The organism is Glycomyces dulcitolivorans (assembly GCF_003265355.1).
Lineage (GTDB): Bacteria > Actinomycetota > Actinomycetes > Mycobacteriales > Micromonosporaceae > Glycomyces > Glycomyces dulcitolivorans.
In genome coordinates this window covers 2,204-19,215 of the sequence record NZ_QFRW01000042.1, presented here as the reverse complement: position 1 = coordinate 19,215, position 17,012 = coordinate 2,204, and the positions used below count along the sequence as shown (strand labels likewise).

General features: G+C 72.8%; 17 protein-coding genes. 10 read left to right on the top strand and 7 right to left on the bottom strand.

What is annotated here, in order from left to right; all coding sequences use genetic code 11:
* The coding region (locus DI269_RS02550; RefSeq protein WP_198667086.1) for an AfsR/SARP family transcriptional regulator at positions 1 to 1,228 on the bottom strand (1,228 nt) is incomplete at its 3' end.
* A 99-nt stretch (positions 1,229 to 1,327) separates the two neighbouring features.
* Between DI269_RS02550 and DI269_RS02545 the strand changes: the two genes are divergently transcribed.
* Both DI269_RS02545 and DI269_RS02540 read left to right on the top strand, forming a co-directional pair.
* A complete protein-coding gene (locus DI269_RS02545; protein ID WP_112133570.1) occupies positions 1,328 to 2,158 on the top strand; it encodes an NAD(P)H-binding protein in 831 nt (276 codons plus the stop codon).
* A 69-nt stretch (positions 2,159 to 2,227) separates the two neighbouring features.
* On the top strand, positions 2,228 to 2,830 hold the full coding sequence (locus DI269_RS02540; protein WP_112133569.1) for a hypothetical protein: 603 nt from the start codon (positions 2,228 to 2,230) through the stop codon (positions 2,828 to 2,830).
* Here DI269_RS02540 and DI269_RS02535 read toward each other — a convergent pair.
* Positions 2,817 to 3,389, bottom strand: coding sequence for a TetR/AcrR family transcriptional regulator (locus DI269_RS02535; protein ID WP_112133568.1), 573 nt, complete (start codon positions 3,387 to 3,389; stop codon positions 2,817 to 2,819). The genes DI269_RS02540 and DI269_RS02535 overlap by 14 nt on opposite strands.
* Before the next feature lie 119 nt (positions 3,390 to 3,508).
* On the opposite strand from DI269_RS02535, the gene DI269_RS02530 reads away from it, so the two are divergent.
* Together DI269_RS02530 and DI269_RS02525 are read left to right on the top strand one after the other, a co-directional pair.
* Positions 3,509 to 4,054, top strand: a complete 546-nt coding sequence (locus DI269_RS02530) for a hypothetical protein (protein ID WP_112133567.1) — start codon at positions 3,509 to 3,511, stop codon at positions 4,052 to 4,054.
* Positions 4,055 to 4,185: 131 nt separating this feature from the next.
* A complete protein-coding gene (locus DI269_RS02525) occupies positions 4,186 to 4,374 on the top strand; it encodes a hypothetical protein (RefSeq protein ID WP_157974722.1) in 189 nt (62 codons plus the stop codon).
* Here the strand turns inward: DI269_RS02525 and DI269_RS02520 are convergent.
* A complete protein-coding gene (locus DI269_RS02520) occupies positions 4,371 to 5,006 on the bottom strand; it encodes a TetR/AcrR family transcriptional regulator (protein ID WP_112133565.1) in 636 nt (211 codons plus the stop codon). The genes DI269_RS02525 and DI269_RS02520 overlap by 4 nt on opposite strands.
* Positions 5,007 to 5,094: 88 nt before the next feature.
* Here DI269_RS02520 and DI269_RS02515 point away from each other — a divergent pair, with 88 nt between their 5' ends.
* From DI269_RS02515 to DI269_RS26735, 3 genes are read left to right on the top strand one after another with little or no spacing between them, the layout of a single operon-like run.
* A complete protein-coding gene (locus tag DI269_RS02515; RefSeq protein WP_198667085.1) occupies positions 5,095 to 6,528 on the top strand; it encodes an MFS transporter in 1,434 nt (477 codons plus the stop codon).
* A gap of 29 nt (positions 6,529 to 6,557) precedes the next feature.
* Positions 6,558 to 7,763, top strand: a complete 1,206-nt coding sequence (locus DI269_RS02510; RefSeq protein WP_198667084.1) for an FAD-dependent monooxygenase — start codon at positions 6,558 to 6,560, stop codon at positions 7,761 to 7,763.
* Between the two features lie 19 nt (positions 7,764 to 7,782).
* Positions 7,783 to 7,953, top strand: coding sequence for a hypothetical protein (locus DI269_RS26735; RefSeq protein WP_157974721.1), 171 nt, complete (start codon positions 7,783 to 7,785; stop codon positions 7,951 to 7,953).
* A gap of 10 nt (positions 7,954 to 7,963) precedes the next feature.
* Here DI269_RS26735 and DI269_RS02505 read toward each other — a convergent pair whose 3' ends face one another.
* Positions 7,964 to 10,678 carry an AfsR/SARP family transcriptional regulator gene (locus tag DI269_RS02505; protein ID WP_112133563.1) on the bottom strand — a complete coding sequence of 905 codons (2,715 nt, stop codon included), beginning with the start codon at positions 10,676 to 10,678 and terminating at the stop codon, positions 7,964 to 7,966.
* 101 nt (positions 10,679 to 10,779) lie between these two features.
* Complete coding sequence (locus DI269_RS02500; RefSeq protein ID WP_112133562.1) at positions 10,780 to 11,262, bottom strand: MarR family winged helix-turn-helix transcriptional regulator; 483 nt, start codon at positions 11,260 to 11,262, stop codon at positions 10,780 to 10,782.
* Between the two features lie 48 nt (positions 11,263 to 11,310).
* Between DI269_RS02500 and pip the strand changes: the two genes are divergently transcribed.
* The 3 genes from pip (at position 11,311) to DI269_RS02485 (ending at position 13,864) form a co-directional block, all read left to right on the top strand.
* Positions 11,311 to 12,267, top strand: a complete 957-nt coding sequence (pip, locus tag DI269_RS02495) for a prolyl aminopeptidase (RefSeq protein WP_112133561.1) — start codon at positions 11,311 to 11,313, stop codon at positions 12,265 to 12,267.
* An 89-nt stretch (positions 12,268 to 12,356) separates the two neighbouring features.
* Complete coding sequence (locus DI269_RS02490) at positions 12,357 to 12,923, top strand: dihydrofolate reductase family protein (RefSeq protein ID WP_112133560.1); 567 nt, start codon at positions 12,357 to 12,359, stop codon at positions 12,921 to 12,923.
* A gap of 221 nt (positions 12,924 to 13,144) precedes the next feature.
* On the top strand, positions 13,145 to 13,864 hold the full coding sequence (locus tag DI269_RS02485) for a methyltransferase domain-containing protein (protein WP_112133559.1): 720 nt from the start codon (positions 13,145 to 13,147) through the stop codon (positions 13,862 to 13,864).
* 55 nt (positions 13,865 to 13,919) lie between these two features.
* On the opposite strand, the gene DI269_RS28530 is transcribed toward DI269_RS02485, so the two are convergent.
* Together DI269_RS28530 and DI269_RS02475 are read right to left on the bottom strand one after the other, a co-directional pair.
* Positions 13,920 to 15,923, bottom strand: a complete 2,004-nt coding sequence (locus tag DI269_RS28530) for a glycosyltransferase (protein ID WP_112133558.1) — start codon at positions 15,921 to 15,923, stop codon at positions 13,920 to 13,922.
* Positions 15,924 to 16,304: 381 nt separating this feature from the next.
* Entirely contained in the window at positions 16,305 to 16,883 is a 579-nt protein-coding gene (locus tag DI269_RS02475; RefSeq protein ID WP_112133557.1) for a dihydrofolate reductase family protein, read from the bottom strand.
* Positions 16,884 to 17,012 lie beyond the last annotated feature (129 nt).

The following is a 17,012-nucleotide window of genomic DNA, read 5'->3' as shown; positions in this document are numbered from 1 at the left end:
CGCGGCCGGTGACGACGACGGCCGAGCCGCCCGCGCCGGGCAGGAGCGGGCGCACCTGGTCGGCGTCGCGGGCGTTGTCGAGGAACACCAGGACGCGGCGGCCCGCGAGGAGGGCCCGGTAGTTGGCGGCGGCCTGGCCGAGGTCGCCGGGCAGGTCGGTGGGGCGGGCGCCGAGGGCGCGCAGGAAGCCGTGGAGGACGGTGAGCGGCTGGGCGGCGCCGGTCTCGCCGCCGCGGAGGTCGGCGTGGAGCTGGCCGTCGGGGAAGTCGTCGCCGCGGCGCCGGGCCCATTCGAGGCCGAGTGCGGTCTTGCCCGCGCCGCCGATGCCGGTGATGGCGATCGCCAAGGGGCCCTTGCCGTCGCGGCGGGCCCAGCGGTCGTCGATGCGCGCCAGTTCGGCCGTGCGGCCGACGAACCCGGGGACGGGCGCGGGCAGTTGGTGCGGGACGCGGGGGCGCGAGCGGGTCGAGGGCCCGCCGGTCGGGCCGTGCGGGTCGAGGTTGCCGCGGAGGATGTCGAGGTGGACCTGGCGCACCTGCGAGCCGGGGTCGATGCCGAGGGTCTCGGCGAGCGCGCGGCGCAGGGTCTCGTACGCCTCAAGGGCTTCGGCGGTGCGGCCGGTGGCGGCGAGGCCCTTCATGAGCTGGCAGACCAGGCGCTCGCGGAAGGGGTGGTCGGCGAGGAGCCCGCGCGCCTCGGCGGCCGCCAGATCGAACCGTCTCAAGTGGAGCAGGAGGTCGAGGCGCTCCTCGACGACCTCCATGCGGGACTCCTCCAGGACGGCCGCACCGGTCTCGATGAGGCGGCCGCTCAGCCCGGCGAAGGCGGGCCCGCGCCACAGGCCCAGGGCGCGGTCGTACACGGCGAGGGCTTCGACGGGGTCGCCGTCCTCGACCAGCGAGCGGGCGTACGCGCGCCCGGACTCGAAGCGGTCCACGTCGATCCCGCCGGGGCCGACGCGCAGCTGGTAGGCCTGGCCGATGGTCTCCAGGGCGCAGCCGGGGTCGCCGCCGATGAGGCTGCGGATCTCGGCGACGCGGTTCTGCAACTGCCGCTGCGGGGTCCGGGGCGGGTCGTCGGGCCACACGGTCTCGATGAGGCGCTCGACGCTGACGGGGCGGTTGCGGTCGAGCAGGAGGGCGGCGAGGAGCGCGGCGGTCTTGCCGAGCGAGGGGCGCGGCTCCCCGTCGACGACGATCTGGAGCGGGCCGAGGACCATGAACCGCATGGGACTCCGGAATGCTTGTGGGGTGGGGACCCGGAAGGACCAAGGGTACCGGACCCCTGACGCGGCGGTGCGGAACACCGCTCGCGTTAGGATTCGGGCATGTACCTCGTCTCGGGAGCCACCGGCAACGTCGGCGGCGAAGTCGTTCGGGCCCTTGCGGATCGGGGCCTGCCGGTCCGGGCCCTGGTGCGGAGCGCGGCCCGGTGGAAGCCGGTCGAGCACGTCGAGGCGGTCGAGGCCGACCTCGACGAGCTCGACACGCTGGACCCGTGGCTCGGCGGGGTCGAGGCGGCGTTCCTGCTGCCGGGCTTCCCCGACATGCCCGGCCTGTACGCGAAGCTCCGCGAGGCCGGCGTCAAGCGGGTCGTGCAGCTCTCCGGCAGCTCGACCGAGACGGGCGACGAGACCAACGCGGTCACGGCGATGATGATGGGCACCGAGGCCGCCGCGCGCGAGTCCGGCGTCCCGTGGACCATCCTGCGCCCCAGCGGGTTCATGTCGAACGCGCTGCGCTGGCTGCCGCTGCTGCGCGAGGGCGACCTCGTGCGCGCGCCCTGGGGCGACATCGCGGTCGCGTGCATCGACCCGTTCGACATCGCCGCCGTCGCGGTCGCGGCGCTGACCGGGGAGGGCCACGAAGGGGCCGTCCACCGGATCTCGGGGCCGCGCGCGATGCTCCCGGCCGAGCAGATCGCCGTCCTCGCGCGGGTCCTGGACCGGCCGCTGCGCTTCGAGGGCCTGACGCCGGAGGAGACCCGGGCGGAGCTGGAGGCGACCATGCCGCCCAAGTACGTCGCGGCGTTCTGGAACTTCTACGTCGAAGGCGCCCTTGACGAGTCGCCGGTGTACCCGGCCGTCGAGGAGATCCTGGGCCGCCCGGCCCGCACGTTCGAGGACTGGGCCGAAGCGCACGCCGACGACTTCCGGTGACCGGACCGATGCCGCGAATGGCACGAACCCGGTAAACGGACAGTTACCGACCATGACCACACTGGTCACATGAACAACGCAACGAATGCAACCGCGCCCGCCCGGAGCGCCTCGGTCATCGCGTGGGGGCTCGCGCCGATCGCCTGGCTCGTCGTCTTCTTCGTGTGGCTGGGGATCGACCCGATCGACAGGGGCGCGGCGGCGCCGTTCCTCGACGCGCTCATCTGGGTGCTGCTGATCCTGCCCGCGCCGTGGCTGCTGTGGGCGTCGTGGCGGATGCCGCGCCCGCGCTTCGACACCTACCTGGCCGAGGGCGGGGCGCTGGCGATCATGCTGGTCTCGCTGTACGTCCTGGTCCTGAAGTACCTGCTCAGCCCCGAACCGGGGCCGGGGCCGGTCCCGCTGACCGTGGCGTTCCTGATCGCCGCCGCGGTGTTCGTGGCGGCCGCCGTGCCGCTGCCGGGCCGGCGCATCGCGTACGGGTTCGCGGCGCTCGCGTGCGTGATCCTGGGGATCGGCTTCCGGATGGGCGACGAAGGGAGCCTGTTCCACCTGCACATCGGCTCGATGACGCAGGACGAGATCTTCGCGACCGTCTTCCTCGGCATCCCGGCCCTCGGGGCCGTGCTGGAGGTCGGCCGCTGGTGGATCGGGCGGACTAAGAAGCGCTGAGTCCGATGACGGCGCGGCTGCTGCGCAGGAACGATGCGGCGATGGTGGCGGGCTCGTCGAGGTAGCCCGCGACCATCGCGCCGTCGCGGATGAGCATGAGGTCGTCGCCGGCGGCGCGCGGCGATTCGAGGTCGAGCGGCGCGAGGAGCCGCTCGAAGGCGTCCCGGTACCAGGCCCGGTGCGCGTCGACGGTCTGGCGGACCGCGCTGTCGGGGTCGGGGTACTCGGCGGCGGCGTTGATGAACGGGCAGCCGCGGAAGCCGGGGGTACAGGCGAGGCCGCCGACCGCGTCGGCGATGAGGCGGAGCGTGGCGTCGACGTCGCCGTTCCCGTGCGCGATCGCGGCGTCGACGCCGTCGCGCTCCAGCTTGGCGCGGACGCCGAGGTAGGCGACGATCAGGTCGTCCTTGCTCTTGAAGTGGCGGTAGAAGGTCACCTTCGTCGTGCCGGCCTGCTCGATGACCTTGTCGACGCTCACGGCCCGCAGGCCCCGCGCGTAGAACAGTTCGGTCGCGGCTTCGAGCAGGCGTTCACGCATCGGGCTGGTCACGGTGGTCATGCTACGTCCCTCTGGCGCGGTGGTTGCCGATCGTTCGCGGGTGGTCTATGCTCATCACAAGTAGAGTTACTAGTCATTCTACCTCCCGGATTCGGGCACCCGATCGAAAGAAGGCCGCCGTGACCACCGCCGCCCTCCCCGCCACCGCCGCCGGCGCCCTGCGCAGGCTGTACTTCATCCGCTTCGGCTTCGCGATCGCGTGGGCGGCCGGCCTGGCCCTGACCGCCGCGTCGCTGACACCGGTGAGCATCGCGCTGCTCGTGATCTACCCGCTGTTCGACGCCGTCGCCGCGGTCGTCGACTTCCGGACCTCCGACCCGACCGGGCCGCGCGCGGCCCTCGGCGTCAACCTGACCCTGAGCCTGGCGACGGCGGTCGCACTCGCCTTCGCGGTCGCCTCGGGCATCCCGGCGGTGCTCGTGACCTGGGGCATCTGGGCGATCGCCGCGGGCGTCGTGCAGCTCATCGTCGCGATCCGCCGCTACCGCCTCGGCGGGCAGTGGGCGATGATCCTCTCGGGCGGGCTCTCGACGTTCGCGGGCACCGCGTTCATCTTCATGTCGGGCTCGTCGTCGGCTTCTTTGAGCGCCCTCGCCGGGTACGCGACGGTCGGCGGGATCTTCTTCCTGGTCTCCGCGATCCGCTTGGGCCGCAAGACTTCTTAGCGAACGCGAGGCGGCCCCGGTCGTGGACCGGGGCCGCTTGGCGCGTCGGGGATCAGGAGGGCCGCGGTGGCGCCGCGGCGGTCGGGCCGGGCGCCTCGAACGTCAGCGAGGCCGAGGCGGTGTTCGCGGCGATGCGCGCGGAGTTCGACCGGCTCAAGGACCTCGACGACCGGACCGCGTTCGCGGCGGCCGTCGCGGCGCTTCCCGATTCGGCTATGCGGCAGGCGATGTACCTGCTGCGCGAGGGCCGCGAGAAGGAGGCCGAGCTGCGGGCGTGGGCGGCGGTGCGGCCCGCGTCGGGGCCGCTGTTCCGGTATTAGCGGTAGGCGCGCAGGAAGGCGTCGACGCCGTCGGTGATGATCGCGCGGGCCTCGGCCGGGTCGACCGTGCCGTCGGGGCTCTGGTCGATGGCGTCGAGCAGGAGGCTCATCGTCAGGACGAAGAAGTGCTGGACGGCGCGGCGGCGGTCGGTGAACGTGAGTTCTCCCGCGGCCGCGAGCTGCGCGAAGCGCTCTTCGAGGACCTGCTCGGGCGCCTCTGTGGACCGATTCGGATCCTTTGGGGCCGTGGAGGTCCGGGAGACGAGGTGGCGGAAGTTCGCGTAGGTCGACGACGGAAGGACGTCGGTCGTCAGGCGCTGCACGAAGGCGAGCAGGGCCTCGCGGAGGTCGCGCCCGTCGGTGAGCTCCGCGGCGACCGCCGTGCGGATGGTCGCGAGCAGGATCTCGTCGACGCGGCCGAGGACGGCCCAGAACAGGGACTGCTTGTCGCCGAAGTGGTCGTAGACGGTGCGCTTGGACACCTTGGCCCGCGCGGCGATGGCGTCGACGCTGGTGAGTTCGTAGCCGGAGGCGACGAACAGCTCCTCGGCGGCGTCGAGGATGGCCGCGCGCTTGGCCTCGGCCTGGGCGCGCCGGGCCGGGGTCTGCCAGGTCGAAGTCGGTGTCTCCACGGGCAGAGACTACCGCACGCAAAACTACACTGCACGGTGTAGTGTGTATTTTGAAGCCGTCAATCGACCGCCGAATCTTGGAGCCTTCATGCAAGACAGCACGACCTCCAGCACCGCAACCGAACCGCGAATGCGATGGACCGGGCGCCTCGTCGGCCTCGTCGCCGTCCTCGCCCTGGTGAACTTCATGGTCGACTCGGCCATCACCGCCCCGCTGCTCGTCCTCCCCCAGATGCTCGACTACTTCCACACCGACCAGGCCGCGTGGCTCAACGCGAGCGCCATGCTCGCCGGCGTCATGTGGGCGCCGCTGCTGGGCAAGAGCGCCGACGTCCACGGCAAGCGCAAGGTCCTCGTGCTGACGCTCATCGTCAGCGGCGCAGGCGCCGTCCTGTGCGCCGTCGCGCCCGCGATCTGGCTGTTCGTCCCCGGGCGCCTCTTGCAGGGCGCGGCCGTGGCCGCCATGTTCCTGGCCGTCGCGATCGTCCGCGAGGTCTTCCCCGCCCGCACCGCGATGGTCGTGGTCGGCATCGTGACGTCGGGGACCGCGGTCCTGAACATCGCGGCGCGGTTCCTCGTCGAGGGGATGGCCGAGCGGTTCGGGTTCCAGATCCTGTTCCTCATCGCCGCCGGGGTGGCGGCCGCGATGGCCGTCTTCGTGGTCGCCGTCGTCCCCGAGTCGAAGGTGAGGACGCCGGGCCGGATCGACGTCGGCGGCGCGGTGCTGCTGGGCGGCGGCCTCGCCGGGGTGCTCAGCTACATCAGCCTCGGGTCCGAGTTCGGTTGGCTCGCAGCCGGACCGGTGGTGCTGCTCTCCGCAGGGGCGGCGGCGCTGGCGCGCTGGTACTTCGTGTCGAGCCGCAAGCCGGAGCCGCTGATCGACGTCCGCGGGATCGGCCGCCCGCTGGCGGTCACGCTGCTGGTCATCTTCCTCGCCGCGGGCGCGTACCAGAGCACGCTGCAACTCATCCCACTCATCGGCGACGTCTCGTCGGGGCAGGGGCTCGGGTACGGGCTCGCCGACCAGGGGTCGGTCGCGCTGCTGCTCGCGCTGCCGGCCGTCGGGGTCACGGTCGGCGGGCCGCTGTCGGGAGTGATCGCGAACCGGATCGGCCCGGCCGCGACGCTCGCCGGGGCGGTGCTGCTGGGCACGGCCGGGACGCTGGGGATGTTCCTGGGGGCCTCGAATCTGGCCGCGGCGCTGGTGTCGGTCCTCCTGCTGGGTCTGACCGTGGGGGCGCTGGGGACGACCGGGTTCAACACGGCCGGGAGCCTCGCTCCCCCCGAGCGGCAGGGCATCGTGTCGAGCCTGGTCATGGTCGTGGTCTCGATCGGCTCGGTGGTCTTCGACTTCACGGGCGCGGCGATCCTCTCGTCCACATCCATAGTGGTCGACGGCTCCTCGGCCTACACCGCCGCCGGGATCTTCACCTGCATCGCGATCGCCGCGTGCGGGTTCGCGGTCGCCGCGATGCTGGCAATCCGGTCGGTCCCCCGCGCGCGGGCGATCCGCGCCGCATAGACGAAAGGACACAGAGAATGGAGCACGCAATGAACCACGGAGACAACAGGAAGCGCACGGTGCTGGTCTCCGGCGCGAGCATCGCCGGGCCGGCCGTCGCGTACTGGCTGCACCGCTTCGGCTTCGCCGTCACGGTGGTCGAGAAGGCCGCCGACGTGCGCGGCGGCGGCTACCCGATCGACGTGCGCGGCACCGCGCTGGAGGTGGTGCGCCGAATGGGGCTCCTGCCGGAGCTGCAACGCGCGCACGTCGAGTCGAAGCGGCTGACCTTTCTGGACGCCGACGGCGGCACCGTCGCGGCCGTCCACCCGCAGGCGGTCGTCGGCGGCGTCGAGGGCCGCGACCTCGAAGTCCGCCGCGGCGACCTCGCGCGGGCGCTGTACGGGGCGGTGGCCGACGACGTCGAGTTCGTCTTCGAGGACTCGATCGACACGCTCGCCGAGCACGCGCACGGCGTGGACGTCGCCTTCCGCGGCGGGTCGCGGCGGACCTTCGACCTGATCGTGGGGGCCGACGGGCTGCACTCGCGGACAAGGGGACTCGTCTTCGGGCCCGAGGAGCGGTTCCACCACTACCTGGGCTACTGCTTCGCGGGGTTCACGATGGCGAACCGCTTCGGCCTCGCGCACGAGGGCCTGATCTGGAACACGCCCGGTCGCGGCGCCGTCCTCTACGCGGTCCGCGACAGCGACGAGGTGCAGGCCCTCCTCGTCTTCGCCCGCCTGGAGCCGCCGCTCGGCGCGTTCCGCGACCCCGCGGCCCAGCGCGACCTCGTCAGGGCCGCATTCGCCGGGGACGGCTGGGAGGTCCCGGCCATGGTCGAGGCGATGGGCGGGGCCGACGACCTGTTCTTCGACGTCGTCAGCCAGATCCGCCAGCCCCGCTGGTCGAGCGGGCGCGTCGCGCTCATCGGCGACGCGGCCGCGGCCCCGTCGTTCCTGACGGGGCAGGGCTCCAGCCTCGCGCTCGTCGGCGCGTACATGCTCGCCGATGCCCTTGCGGCGCAACGGGACCATGCCGAGGCGTTCGCAGCGTACGAGCGGGCCACGCGCGGCTTCGTCGACCTCAACCAGGCCCAGATCGGCAGCGGCGACGCGGCGCTGTTCCCCGCCACCGCCGAGGCGCTGGCGCTGCGGAACCGGCGCCTCCAGGGCCTGGACGCCGCGCCGCCGCAGGCCGGGCGGCCCGCCCACACCGCACTGACGCTGCCGCCCTTGCCGGAGCGGGCCGCGTAGGCGGCCTCACTGCCAGGAGTTGCACCACGTTCCTCCTGCCGTCCCAGGACGTGGAGCACCACACCCCGAGGACCGGGAGGCCGACCTCGACATCCCCGAGGACCACGAGGCGGGCGAGACGTTCTCCTACTGGGAGGCCGCCGAGTCCACAGAGGTGTACTCCCTGTTCACGGACTACGTCGGGCGCTGATCCCGCGAGCTCACAGGAGTTCGGCGAGGCGGGCGCGGACCTTGTCGGCGTCGCGGTGGCCGAGGAGTTCGAACATGCGCAGGGACCGCTGCCAGGAGCAGCGGGCGGCGTCGAGGTCGCCGAGGGCGTAGCGGGTCTCGGCGACGCTCAGGTGGACGAGGGCCTCGCCGCGGGCGTGGCCGAGCTCCCGGTACAGGTCCAGGGCGGGACGGAAGTAGTCGAGGGCCCGCTCGTGGTTCCCGAGCTCGTGGTGGATGTGACCGAGACTGTCCAATGTGGCCGCCTCGCTGTAGCGGTCGCCGATGCGCTCCAGGATCGACAGGGCCTCTTCGCAGCAGGTCAGCGCCCGCTCGTGTTCGCCTGCGAGCGTGTGGATCCAGCCGGTGGTGTTCAGGGCGCTGGCCTGCCCGGTGAGGTGGTCTTCGGTGCGGTACAGGGCGAGGGCGCTGCGGCCGCTGCTGATGCCCTCTTCGAACCGCTGCTGGCGCATCCAGAGTCGGGCCTGGATGAGGTGGACGTGGGCTTCGGCGAGGTCGTCGTCCAGGACCCGGCACTGGATCCGGGCCGCGTCGAGGACCGCGTGGCCGTCATCGTGGCGGCCCAGGTGGCTGTAGGCCTCCGCGAGGAGGCGGCTGAGGCGGATCTGTCCGTCGGCGTCGGGGACGCGGCGCGCGGCGTCCATCGCGAGTTCCCAGACGGCCGCCTGGTCGTGCCAGGGCCCGAGGTCGAGGTGGTCGCGGAGCGCCCAGGCCAGGCGCCAGCAGTGGGCGTCGAGGCCGCGGTCGGCGGCGTGCCTGACGGCGGCCGCGACGGCCGGTCCCTCGGCCGCGAACCAGGCGAGTGCGGCGGTGTCGTCGGCGAGTTGCACGGGCGCCGGGCCGGGGGCGGCGGTGATGGTGATGGGGTCGCGGTGCGGGTCGATGAGTCGGGTTGCGGCGTAAGCGGTGTGGAGGTAGGCGTCGAGCATTCGCCTTGAGGCCGCGAGGAGGTCGGCCTGGCCGTCGAGGCGGTCGGCCTGCTCGGCGGCGTAGGCGCGCAGGAGGTCGTGGAAGGAGTGGCGGCCGGGCGCCGGTTCGGTGAGGAGGTTGGCGCGGGTCAGTTCGGCGAGGAGGCGGGCGGTCCGCTGCGGCGGGGCCTCGGCGATCGCGGCGGCCGCGGGGAGCGAGAAGTCGGGGCCGGGGTGGACGCTGAGCAGGCGGAACAGGCGGGCGGCGTCGGCGGTGAGGGCGCGGTAGGACCAGGAGAACACGGCGCGGACGTCGACGGCGGGATCGCTGTCGGCCAGCGCGTCGAGGCGGTTCGCGTCGGTCAGCTCGGCCGCGAGGGCGGCCAGGGGGAAGTCGGGGCGGAAGGCGGCGCGGGCGGCGACGATCGCCAGTGCCAGCGGCAGGCCGCCGCACGCTTCGATGATCTGTTGCGCGGCTTCGGGTTCGCGGGCGAGGCGGGGGCCGCGGAGGCGGTGCGTCAGGAGCCGCCCGGCCTCGCGCGGGGCGAGGGGGTCGAGCCGGACGGGTTGGGCGCCTTGGGTGATGAGGCCCGAGAGGCGGTCGCGGCCGGTGACGACGACGAGCGTGCCGGGGGCGCCGGGCAGGAGCGGGCGGACCTGCGCGTCGTCGCGGGCGTTGTCGAGGATGAGCAGGATCCGCTTGTCCGCCAGCAGGGTCCGGTAGAGGGCGGTCTGGGTCTCCAGGGCGGTGGGGATGTCCTCGGGCGCGACGCCGAGCGCGTCGAGGAAGGACCTGACGGCGGCCTCGGGCGCGGCGGGGTCGCTGCGCGGGTCGAAGCCGCGGAGGTCGATGTAGAGCTGGCCGTCGGGGAAGCGCTCGGACGCCCGGTGGGCCCAGTGGATCGCGAGGGTGGTCTTGCCGATGCCGCCGGCGCCGCTGAGCACGCCGACGGCGCCGGGCCGGTCGAGGAGGGCGTCGAGTTCGGCGAGCTGGGTCTCGCGGCCGGTGAAGTGCGCGTTCGCCGCAGGGAGCTGCCTGGGGACCGGCCGGACCGGGCCCGCGGGCTCGGGCGGGGCGATGTCGTCGCCGCCGTCGAGGATCCGGCGGTGCAGCGCCTCGATCGGCGCCGAGGGGGCGACCCCCAGCTCCTCGTCGAGGAGGCGGTGGAGCCGCCGGTACGCGGCGAGCGCCTCGCTCTGGCGGCCGGCGCGGGCGAGGCCGAGCATGAGCAGCCGCCACAGTCCTTCATGGAGCGGGTGGGCCGCGATGAGCGCTTCGATTTCGGCGACGATCCCGGCGGGCGGCCCCGATTCGAGCTCGGCGCCGAGGCACCGCTCGGTGGCGTCCATCCGCAGCGCGTCCAGGTGCTGCGCCCGGTCGCGCACGGCCGGAACGTCGATCCCGCTGAACGCCGGGCCGCGCCACAGCGCCAGGCCCTCGCGCAGCACGGCGGCCTCGGGCTTCCGGGCGGCGAGCTCCTCGAACCGGTCGGCGTCCACCGACCCGGCCGGGACCTGGAGGACGTACCCGCCGGAGCGGCCGGTGATCACGGCCTGGGTCTCCTTGCCTCCCAAGAGCCTTCGCAGATGCGAGACGTACCCGCGCAGGGTCGCGACCGCGGTCGCGGGCGGCTCGCCGTCCCACAGCTGCCCGATCAGCCAGTCCCGCTCGGCCACCGTCCCGGCCTTGACCACCAAGAGCGACAGCAGGGTCCGCAGCTTGGCGGCGTGCAGCGCGACCGGCTCCCCGCCGACGGCCAGCTCGACCTGGCCCAGCACCCGTATCTCGACCTGGCGTCCTATGTCGACCCCACCAATGCTCCGCGTTTCCCCTGCACCCGTCCCGCAAGATGGCGGGGCGGGCCTGCGCTCGGCTCATCCTAGGACACGTTCGAACCCGGGAAGTCGATGCGCTCTCGGAAAGGCCGGCGCCCGAGCGCTTCGGCGACCTCGGTCAGCAATACGGCCAACGGCATCGACAGCTCGGCGTCGAGTTCGGCCATGGCCGCGACCGTCGCGTCCCACTCGGCGGTGATCTGCGGGACGAGCGCTTCCGCCTTGGGCGTCAACGCGACCAGCCGCCGCCGCTGGTCCCCCGGGTCCGTCGCGTGCTCGACGAGGCCCGCCTTCGCCATCTGCGCGGCCGTCTGGCTCGCGGCCGAGTGCGTGACGCCGACCGCCGCAGCGAGGTCGCGAACCGACAGCGGGCCCTCCCGCAGCAGCGCCCGGACGATCGGCGAGTAGCGCGGACGGTACTCGTCGAGCCCCTGGTCCCGGTAGACCTCGGCGACGGCCCCGTCGAGCAGGTCGAGGACGTGGCGCATCAGGGTGCCGAGCGCGTCCGGATCGGGATAGTCCTTCATGCTGTTATTCTAACAGCGCTGTTATAAATCATCTGGAGGCGTCGCACCATGTCCGATCTCTACCCCCCGATCGAGCCGTACGAGCACGGCATGCTCGACGTCGGCGACGGCGACCTCGTCTACTGGGAGGCCTGCGGCGACCCCGGGGGCAAGCCCGCACTGGTCCTGCACGGCGGCCCCGGGTCGGGCTCCGGACCGTTCTGGCGGCGGCTGTTCGACCCCGAGGCCTACCGGATCGTCGCGTTCGACCAGCGCGGGTGCGGGCGCAGCACCCCCGACGCCGCCGACCCGCAGACCTCCCTGGCCGCCAACACCACCGACCACCTCATCGCCGACATCGAGCGGCTCCGCGCGCACCTGGGGATCGACCGGTGGCTGGTCATCGGCGGCTCCTGGGGCGTCACCCTCGCGCTCGCCTACGCCGAGCGCCACCCCGCGAGCGTCTCGGAGCTGGTGCTGTTCTCCGTCACGAACACCACCCGCCGCGAGGTCGAGTGGGTCACCCGCGACATGGGCCGGGTCTTCCCCGAGGAGTGGGCGCGATTCCGCGACGCCGTCCCCGAGACCGACCGCGACGGCGACCTCGCGGCGGCGTACGCCCGGATGCTCGCCGACCCCGACCCCGCGGTGCGCGAGAAGGCCGCGCTGGAGTGGTGCCGGTGGGAGGACGTGCACGTCTCCACCGCGCCCGGGCACCGGCCCGACCCGCGGTACGAGGACCCGCGCTTCCGGATGCGGTTCGCCCGGCTCGTCACGCACTACTGGGCGAACGCCGCGTTCGTCGAGGACGGCGCGCTCCTGCGCGACGCCGCGAAGCTGAACGGCATCCCGGGTGTGCTCATCCACGGCCGCATGGACATCAGCAGCCCCGCCGACGTCGCCTGGAACCTGGCGCAGGTCTGGCAGGACGCCGAACTCGTCCTCATCTCGGACGAGGGCCACGGCGCCTCCGGCGACGCCACCGTCGAGGCGATCCGCAGGGCCACCGACCGCTTCCGGCCCTGACACGTCAATCTCCTCCGCGGCGATGAATCCGCGGCCGCCGGGCCGTCTCCATTCAGAGGCAGTCGCACCGCACGTCGAGAGGAACGCCCATGACCACCAGAACACTCACCGCCGACCTGTTCGTGTCGGCCGACGGATGGGCCCGCGGGGAGCACTCCCCCGGGTACTTCGGCTACTCCGGCCCCGAACTGGGGCAGTGGATCGAGGAGGAGTCCGCCCGCCCGCAGCACGTGCTGATGGGGCGGGTCACCTACGAGGCGCTCGCCTCGGTCCCCGACGAGGCCCGGGACGAGGGCTACGAGCGGATGACCCGGCTGCCGGCCACCGTGTTCTCCACGACGATCACCGAGGCCGCCTGGCCGGGGGCCTCGGTCGAGTCCGGCGACCTGGTCGCGGCCGTCCGCACCCTTAAGGAAAGCGACGGGGCGCCGCTGCGCACCATGGGGAGCCTGTCGGTCGTGCGGCAACTGCTCAACGCCGGGCTCGTCGACCGCATCAGGCTCATGATCTTCCCGCTGCTGGTCGGGCCGGGCGGGCGCGAGGCGGTGTTCGCGGGGGCCGAGGAGGCCGACCTCGAACTGGTCGGCCAGCGCGTCCTCGACGGCCGGATCCTGTTGGTCGAGTACGCCCCGACCGGCGGGCCCGTCCCGCACTGAACCGGACGAACACGCATCATCTCGGCACAGGGGGCGGAGCCGCTGCACCGCCCACCTTAGACCCGTTGCGCGGCAAGAGGGACTGGTCATACGATGCTTGCACCCTCGCAGGGCGCGAATCGGCCTCGGATCGGATCTGACATGCTGGTCTTCCTCCCCGCGCCGGACGACGCGCACGATACGCGCCCCGGCGGTCCCATCCACGCATTCGGAGGAGTCCGATGAAGGCCGAACAGGAAATGCAGCACGACGCGCGCGCGACACCGGTCGCGGAGCAGGCGGCCGCCCCAGCCGTCGAGCAGCCCAAGGAGTACGTGTTCCCCGGGTCGGCCGCGTACTGGGAGCAGCGCTACGCCAGCGGCGGGAACTCCGGCGCGGGCTCGCGCGGCGTGCACGCCGAGTTCAAGGCGGGGGTCCTCAACGGGATCGTCGCCGAGCACGGCGTCGAGTCCGTCATCGAGTTCGGCTGCGGCGACGGCGAGCAGCTCTCGCTGGGCCGCTACCCCCGCTACCTGGGCCTGGACGTGGCGCCGACCCAGCTGCGCAAGACCATGGCCCGCTACGCCGACGACCCGGCGAAGAGCTTCGCGCTCTACGACCCCGAGTCGTTCGCCGACCCCGCCGGGCTCATCACCGCCGACATGGCCATGTCGCTCGACGTCATCTACCACCTCATCGAGGACGGCGTCTACGACCTGCACCTGCGCCACGTCTTCGGCGCCGCGAAGCGGTTCGTGGTCCTGTTCACCAGCGACGCCGACGACCCGTCCATGCAGGGGCAGTTCGCCCCCCACCTGCGCCACCACCCGGTCCCGCGGGACGTGGCCGAGCGGTTCCCCGAGTGGAAGCTGCGCGAGAAGATCGACAACCCCCGGCCCTGGCGCATCGAGGGCGAGGCCGGGTCGATCGCCGACTTCTACGTCTACGAGCGCATCGAGTAGGCGCCCCCGCGGAGGACGGTGCGCCGCCCCTGGCAGGGGCGGCCCCGACCGCGGGTCAGGTCCTGACGGGGACCGGCGCCGACAGCGTCGCGATGTCGAGGTAGACGCGCTCGAACTCGGCCAGCGTGGTGTTGATGTCGTGCACGGCGATCAGTTCCAGGCTCGCCTTGCCCATCGCGGGCGCGGTCGTGTCGTCGGCGAAGACCTGGCCGATGCGCTGGGCCAGCTCGATCGTGTCGCCGGGCTGGTAGAGCCAGCCGTTGCGGCCGTTGCGCACCAGGTGCGGGAGCGCCATGGCGTCCGCGGCCACGACCGGTTTCCCGGCGGCCATCGCCTCCATCGTCGCGATGCTCTGGAGCTCGGCGGTCCCGGGCATGACGAACAGGTCGCAGCGCTGGTAGGCGCGCACGAGGTCCTCGTCCGGCAGGAACCCGTGGAAGACGACGCGGTCGGCGATGCCCAGCTCGGCGGCGAGGGCCTCCAGCCTGGGGCGGGCGCTGCCGTCGCCGACGACCTCGACGCGGAACTTCCGCGGCAGCAGGGCGGCGGCTTCGAGCAGCTCGTGGATGTTCTTCTCCGCCTCGATGCGGCCGACGAAGAGCGCGGTCGGCGAGTCGCCGTCCCTGGCCGGGCCGCCCTTGTACTTGTCGCGGTCGATGCCGCAGGAGATGGCCATGACCGGCCGGTCCAGGCCGTTGCGCTCCAGCAGTTCGGCGGCGCGCGGGGTCGGGGTGGTGCAGACGGTGGCCCGGCCGTAGAGGCGGGCCAGGTCGCGCCAGGCGAGCTTGGCGATGGGGCGGTGGGTCCAGCGCGGCAGCGGCCCGGCCGCGAAGAGGTTCTCGGGCATGAAGTGGTTGGTGGCCACCAGGGGGATGCCGGCGGCGGTCGCGGCGCGGACGGCGGCGCGGCCGACGATGAAGTGGGCCTGGGTGTGGACGACGTCGGGGTCGATCTCGGCCATCAGCGCCGGGACGGCCTTGTTGGCGCGCCAGGGGAGGCAGAACCGGAAGTCCGGGTGGAACGGGGTGCGCACCCCGGCGATCCGGTGGATCCTGACGCCCTCGAAGATCTCGGTGAACGTCTCGCGGCCGGGGCAGATGACGTGCACGTCATGGCCGCGGGAGGCCAGGCCGGCGGCGAGGCGGTGCGCGAAGTTCGCGGCGCCGTTCACGTCGGGCCAGTAGGTGTCGGCGGTGACGAGGATCCGCAGCGGGCCCTCCTCCTTCTTCCGGCGCGCGGGCGCGTTGCCGGCGGGGCGAGGCGGCAGGGCGCGGGCGAGGATCGCGAGCCCGGCGACGGCGGCGGCCGCGGGGACGGTCATGAGGGCGAGGGTGCCCGTCGAGGTCTCGCCGTAGGCGAAGGCGCCGATGAGGACGGCGGCGAGCGGGTCGACGACGGTGAGGGACCCGACGACGGTGGCGGCCGGACCGGCGGCGTAGGCCTGGTGGACCAGCCACGCTCCGGCGAGGGCCGCGGCGGCGGCTTCGGCGACGACCAGGGCGACCAGTTCAGGAGAGATCGGGGCGACGGCCGCGGCGCGCACGAGCGCCGACGTGAAGCCGAACAGGACGGCCGCACTGACCGCCAGGAGCAGGCACCGCGTCCTCCCCTTGACGGCGAACGCGGCCGCGGCGACGACCGCCGCGGCGAGCAGCGCCCACTGCGCGGAGGCGATGTCGGGGGTCTGCACGATGCCGCTGGTCCTGGCGGACAAGGCGGTCAGTCCGGCGATGCCGGCGATGCTCAGCACCAGCGCGACGACCACGGAGCGGGTGAGCACGGTCCCGGTGAACACCACGGTGAGCGCGAGGGCGATCATGCCGATCGGCTGCACGACCGTGAGCGGCGCGAGCGTCAGCGCGATGATGTGCAGGCCGGAGCCGAGGACGACCAGTCCGTTCCCGACGTACCAGGAGGGGGTGCGCAGGATCGCCCGGATCGCCGGGAGCCGCAGCACGGGACCGCTCGTCGCCTGATTCACGGCGCCGTGCTGGAGGCAGGCGGCGCCCGCGAGACAGCAGGCGCCGACGGCGGCGAGGACGATGGCAAGGATCAGCATGGATTCCTCTCGGACGGCACGACGGCGAATGCCGAAACGGGCGGGCAATTGTGCTGGGGCAGGACCGATGGTTCGTGATGCACGATCAGACTGGCGTATCCGCGTATGCGACTGGATGAAGAGCGGCCGTCGCGCAGGTAAAGAACTCCCGACTTCATCGGGGTCCGGCAACCTGCCCGACGTCCGCGCCGCATTTCTCCGCGCCTAGTCGATCGCATCGGAGAGACCTTTCGGCACTGCCCTGATCGAACGATTCCTCATCATACGAACGGTATGCACGACAAGGGGCCCACGCGATCCCGCTAGCCTCCCTCATCGGGTACAGCCAGCCCTACCAAGGAGACTCACTCCCCCACCCGTTGACCGGTGCCGAGAGGTCGGTCAGCGGTGCACCTGGAAGCGCAGGTGGAGCACGCGGTCGCCCTGGAGCACCTCGGGGTCCTCCAGCAGGTGCTGGGCGTCGACGGACCCGAAGTAGCGCTTGCCGGACCCGAAGACGACGGGGGCGACGTCCATGCGGACCTCGTCGACCAGGCCCGCGGCGAGGAACTGGCCGCCGACGTCGCCGGCGGCGACCTCGACCAGGCGGTCGCCCGCGAGCTCCTGCGCCTTGGCGAGGGCCGCCTCGATGCCGTCGACGAAGTGGAACGGCGCCTTGGGGTCCCAGCCCTCGGGCGGCGGCCGGTGGGTCACGACGACCACGTGGTCGATCCCGCCCGGGGGCCGGCCCTCCCAGCCGTCCGTCAGGTCGAAGACGTGGCGGCCCGCGATCGTCACCCCGACCCGGTCCCAGTACGCCCGGGTGTAGTCGCGGGACGTCTGCGACATCTTCAGCACGCCGCTCTCGTCGAGCGGTACGTCGCCGCTGGTCAGCCAGTCGAACAATGGTCCGGGCCGGTCGTGCTCGTCGGCGATGAAGCCGTCCGCCGACACCGACGCGTACATGACCACTCTGCCCATGGGAGCTCTCCTCTACTCTGGATCGCCCTCAAACTAGCGTGCATCGAGCGGTCGGTCTTGTAAGAAATCAATCGGCCGGCAGCGGCCAGCCGTTTCGGGGTGACGCCGATGAGCTCCTTGAACCGCTGC

Bases quoted from the DNA above. Each gene is read 5' to 3' on its own strand.
- DI269_RS02540 (WP_112133569.1), top strand. From the start codon at position 2,228: ATGAACAACGCAACGAATGCAACCGCGCCCGCCCGGAGCGCCTCGGTC.
- DI269_RS02500 (WP_112133562.1), bottom strand. From the start codon at position 11,262: ATGAAGGACTATCCCGATCCGGACGCGCTCGGCACCCTGATGCGCCAC.
- DI269_RS02535 (WP_112133568.1), bottom strand. From the start codon at position 3,389: ATGACCACCGTGACCAGCCCGATGCGTGAACGCCTGCTCGAAGCCGCG.
- DI269_RS02510 (WP_198667084.1), top strand. From the start codon at position 6,558: ATGAACCACGGAGACAACAGGAAGCGCACGGTGCTGGTCTCCGGCGCG.
- DI269_RS28530 (WP_112133558.1), bottom strand. From the start codon at position 15,923: ATGCTGATCCTTGCCATCGTCCTCGCCGCCGTCGGCGCCTGCTGTCTC.
- DI269_RS02485 (WP_112133559.1), top strand. From the start codon at position 13,145: ATGAAGGCCGAACAGGAAATGCAGCACGACGCGCGCGCGACACCGGTC.
- DI269_RS02525 (WP_157974722.1), top strand. From the start codon at position 4,186: ATGCGCGCGGAGTTCGACCGGCTCAAGGACCTCGACGACCGGACCGCG.
- DI269_RS02490 (WP_112133560.1), top strand. From the start codon at position 12,357: ATGACCACCAGAACACTCACCGCCGACCTGTTCGTGTCGGCCGACGGA.
- DI269_RS02515 (WP_198667085.1), top strand. From the start codon at position 5,095: ATGCAAGACAGCACGACCTCCAGCACCGCAACCGAACCGCGAATGCGA.
- pip (WP_112133561.1), top strand. From the start codon at position 11,311: ATGTCCGATCTCTACCCCCCGATCGAGCCGTACGAGCACGGCATGCTC.
- DI269_RS02475 (WP_112133557.1), bottom strand. From the start codon at position 16,883: ATGGGCAGAGTGGTCATGTACGCGTCGGTGTCGGCGGACGGCTTCATC.
- DI269_RS02545 (WP_112133570.1), top strand. From the start codon at position 1,328: ATGTACCTCGTCTCGGGAGCCACCGGCAACGTCGGCGGCGAAGTCGTT.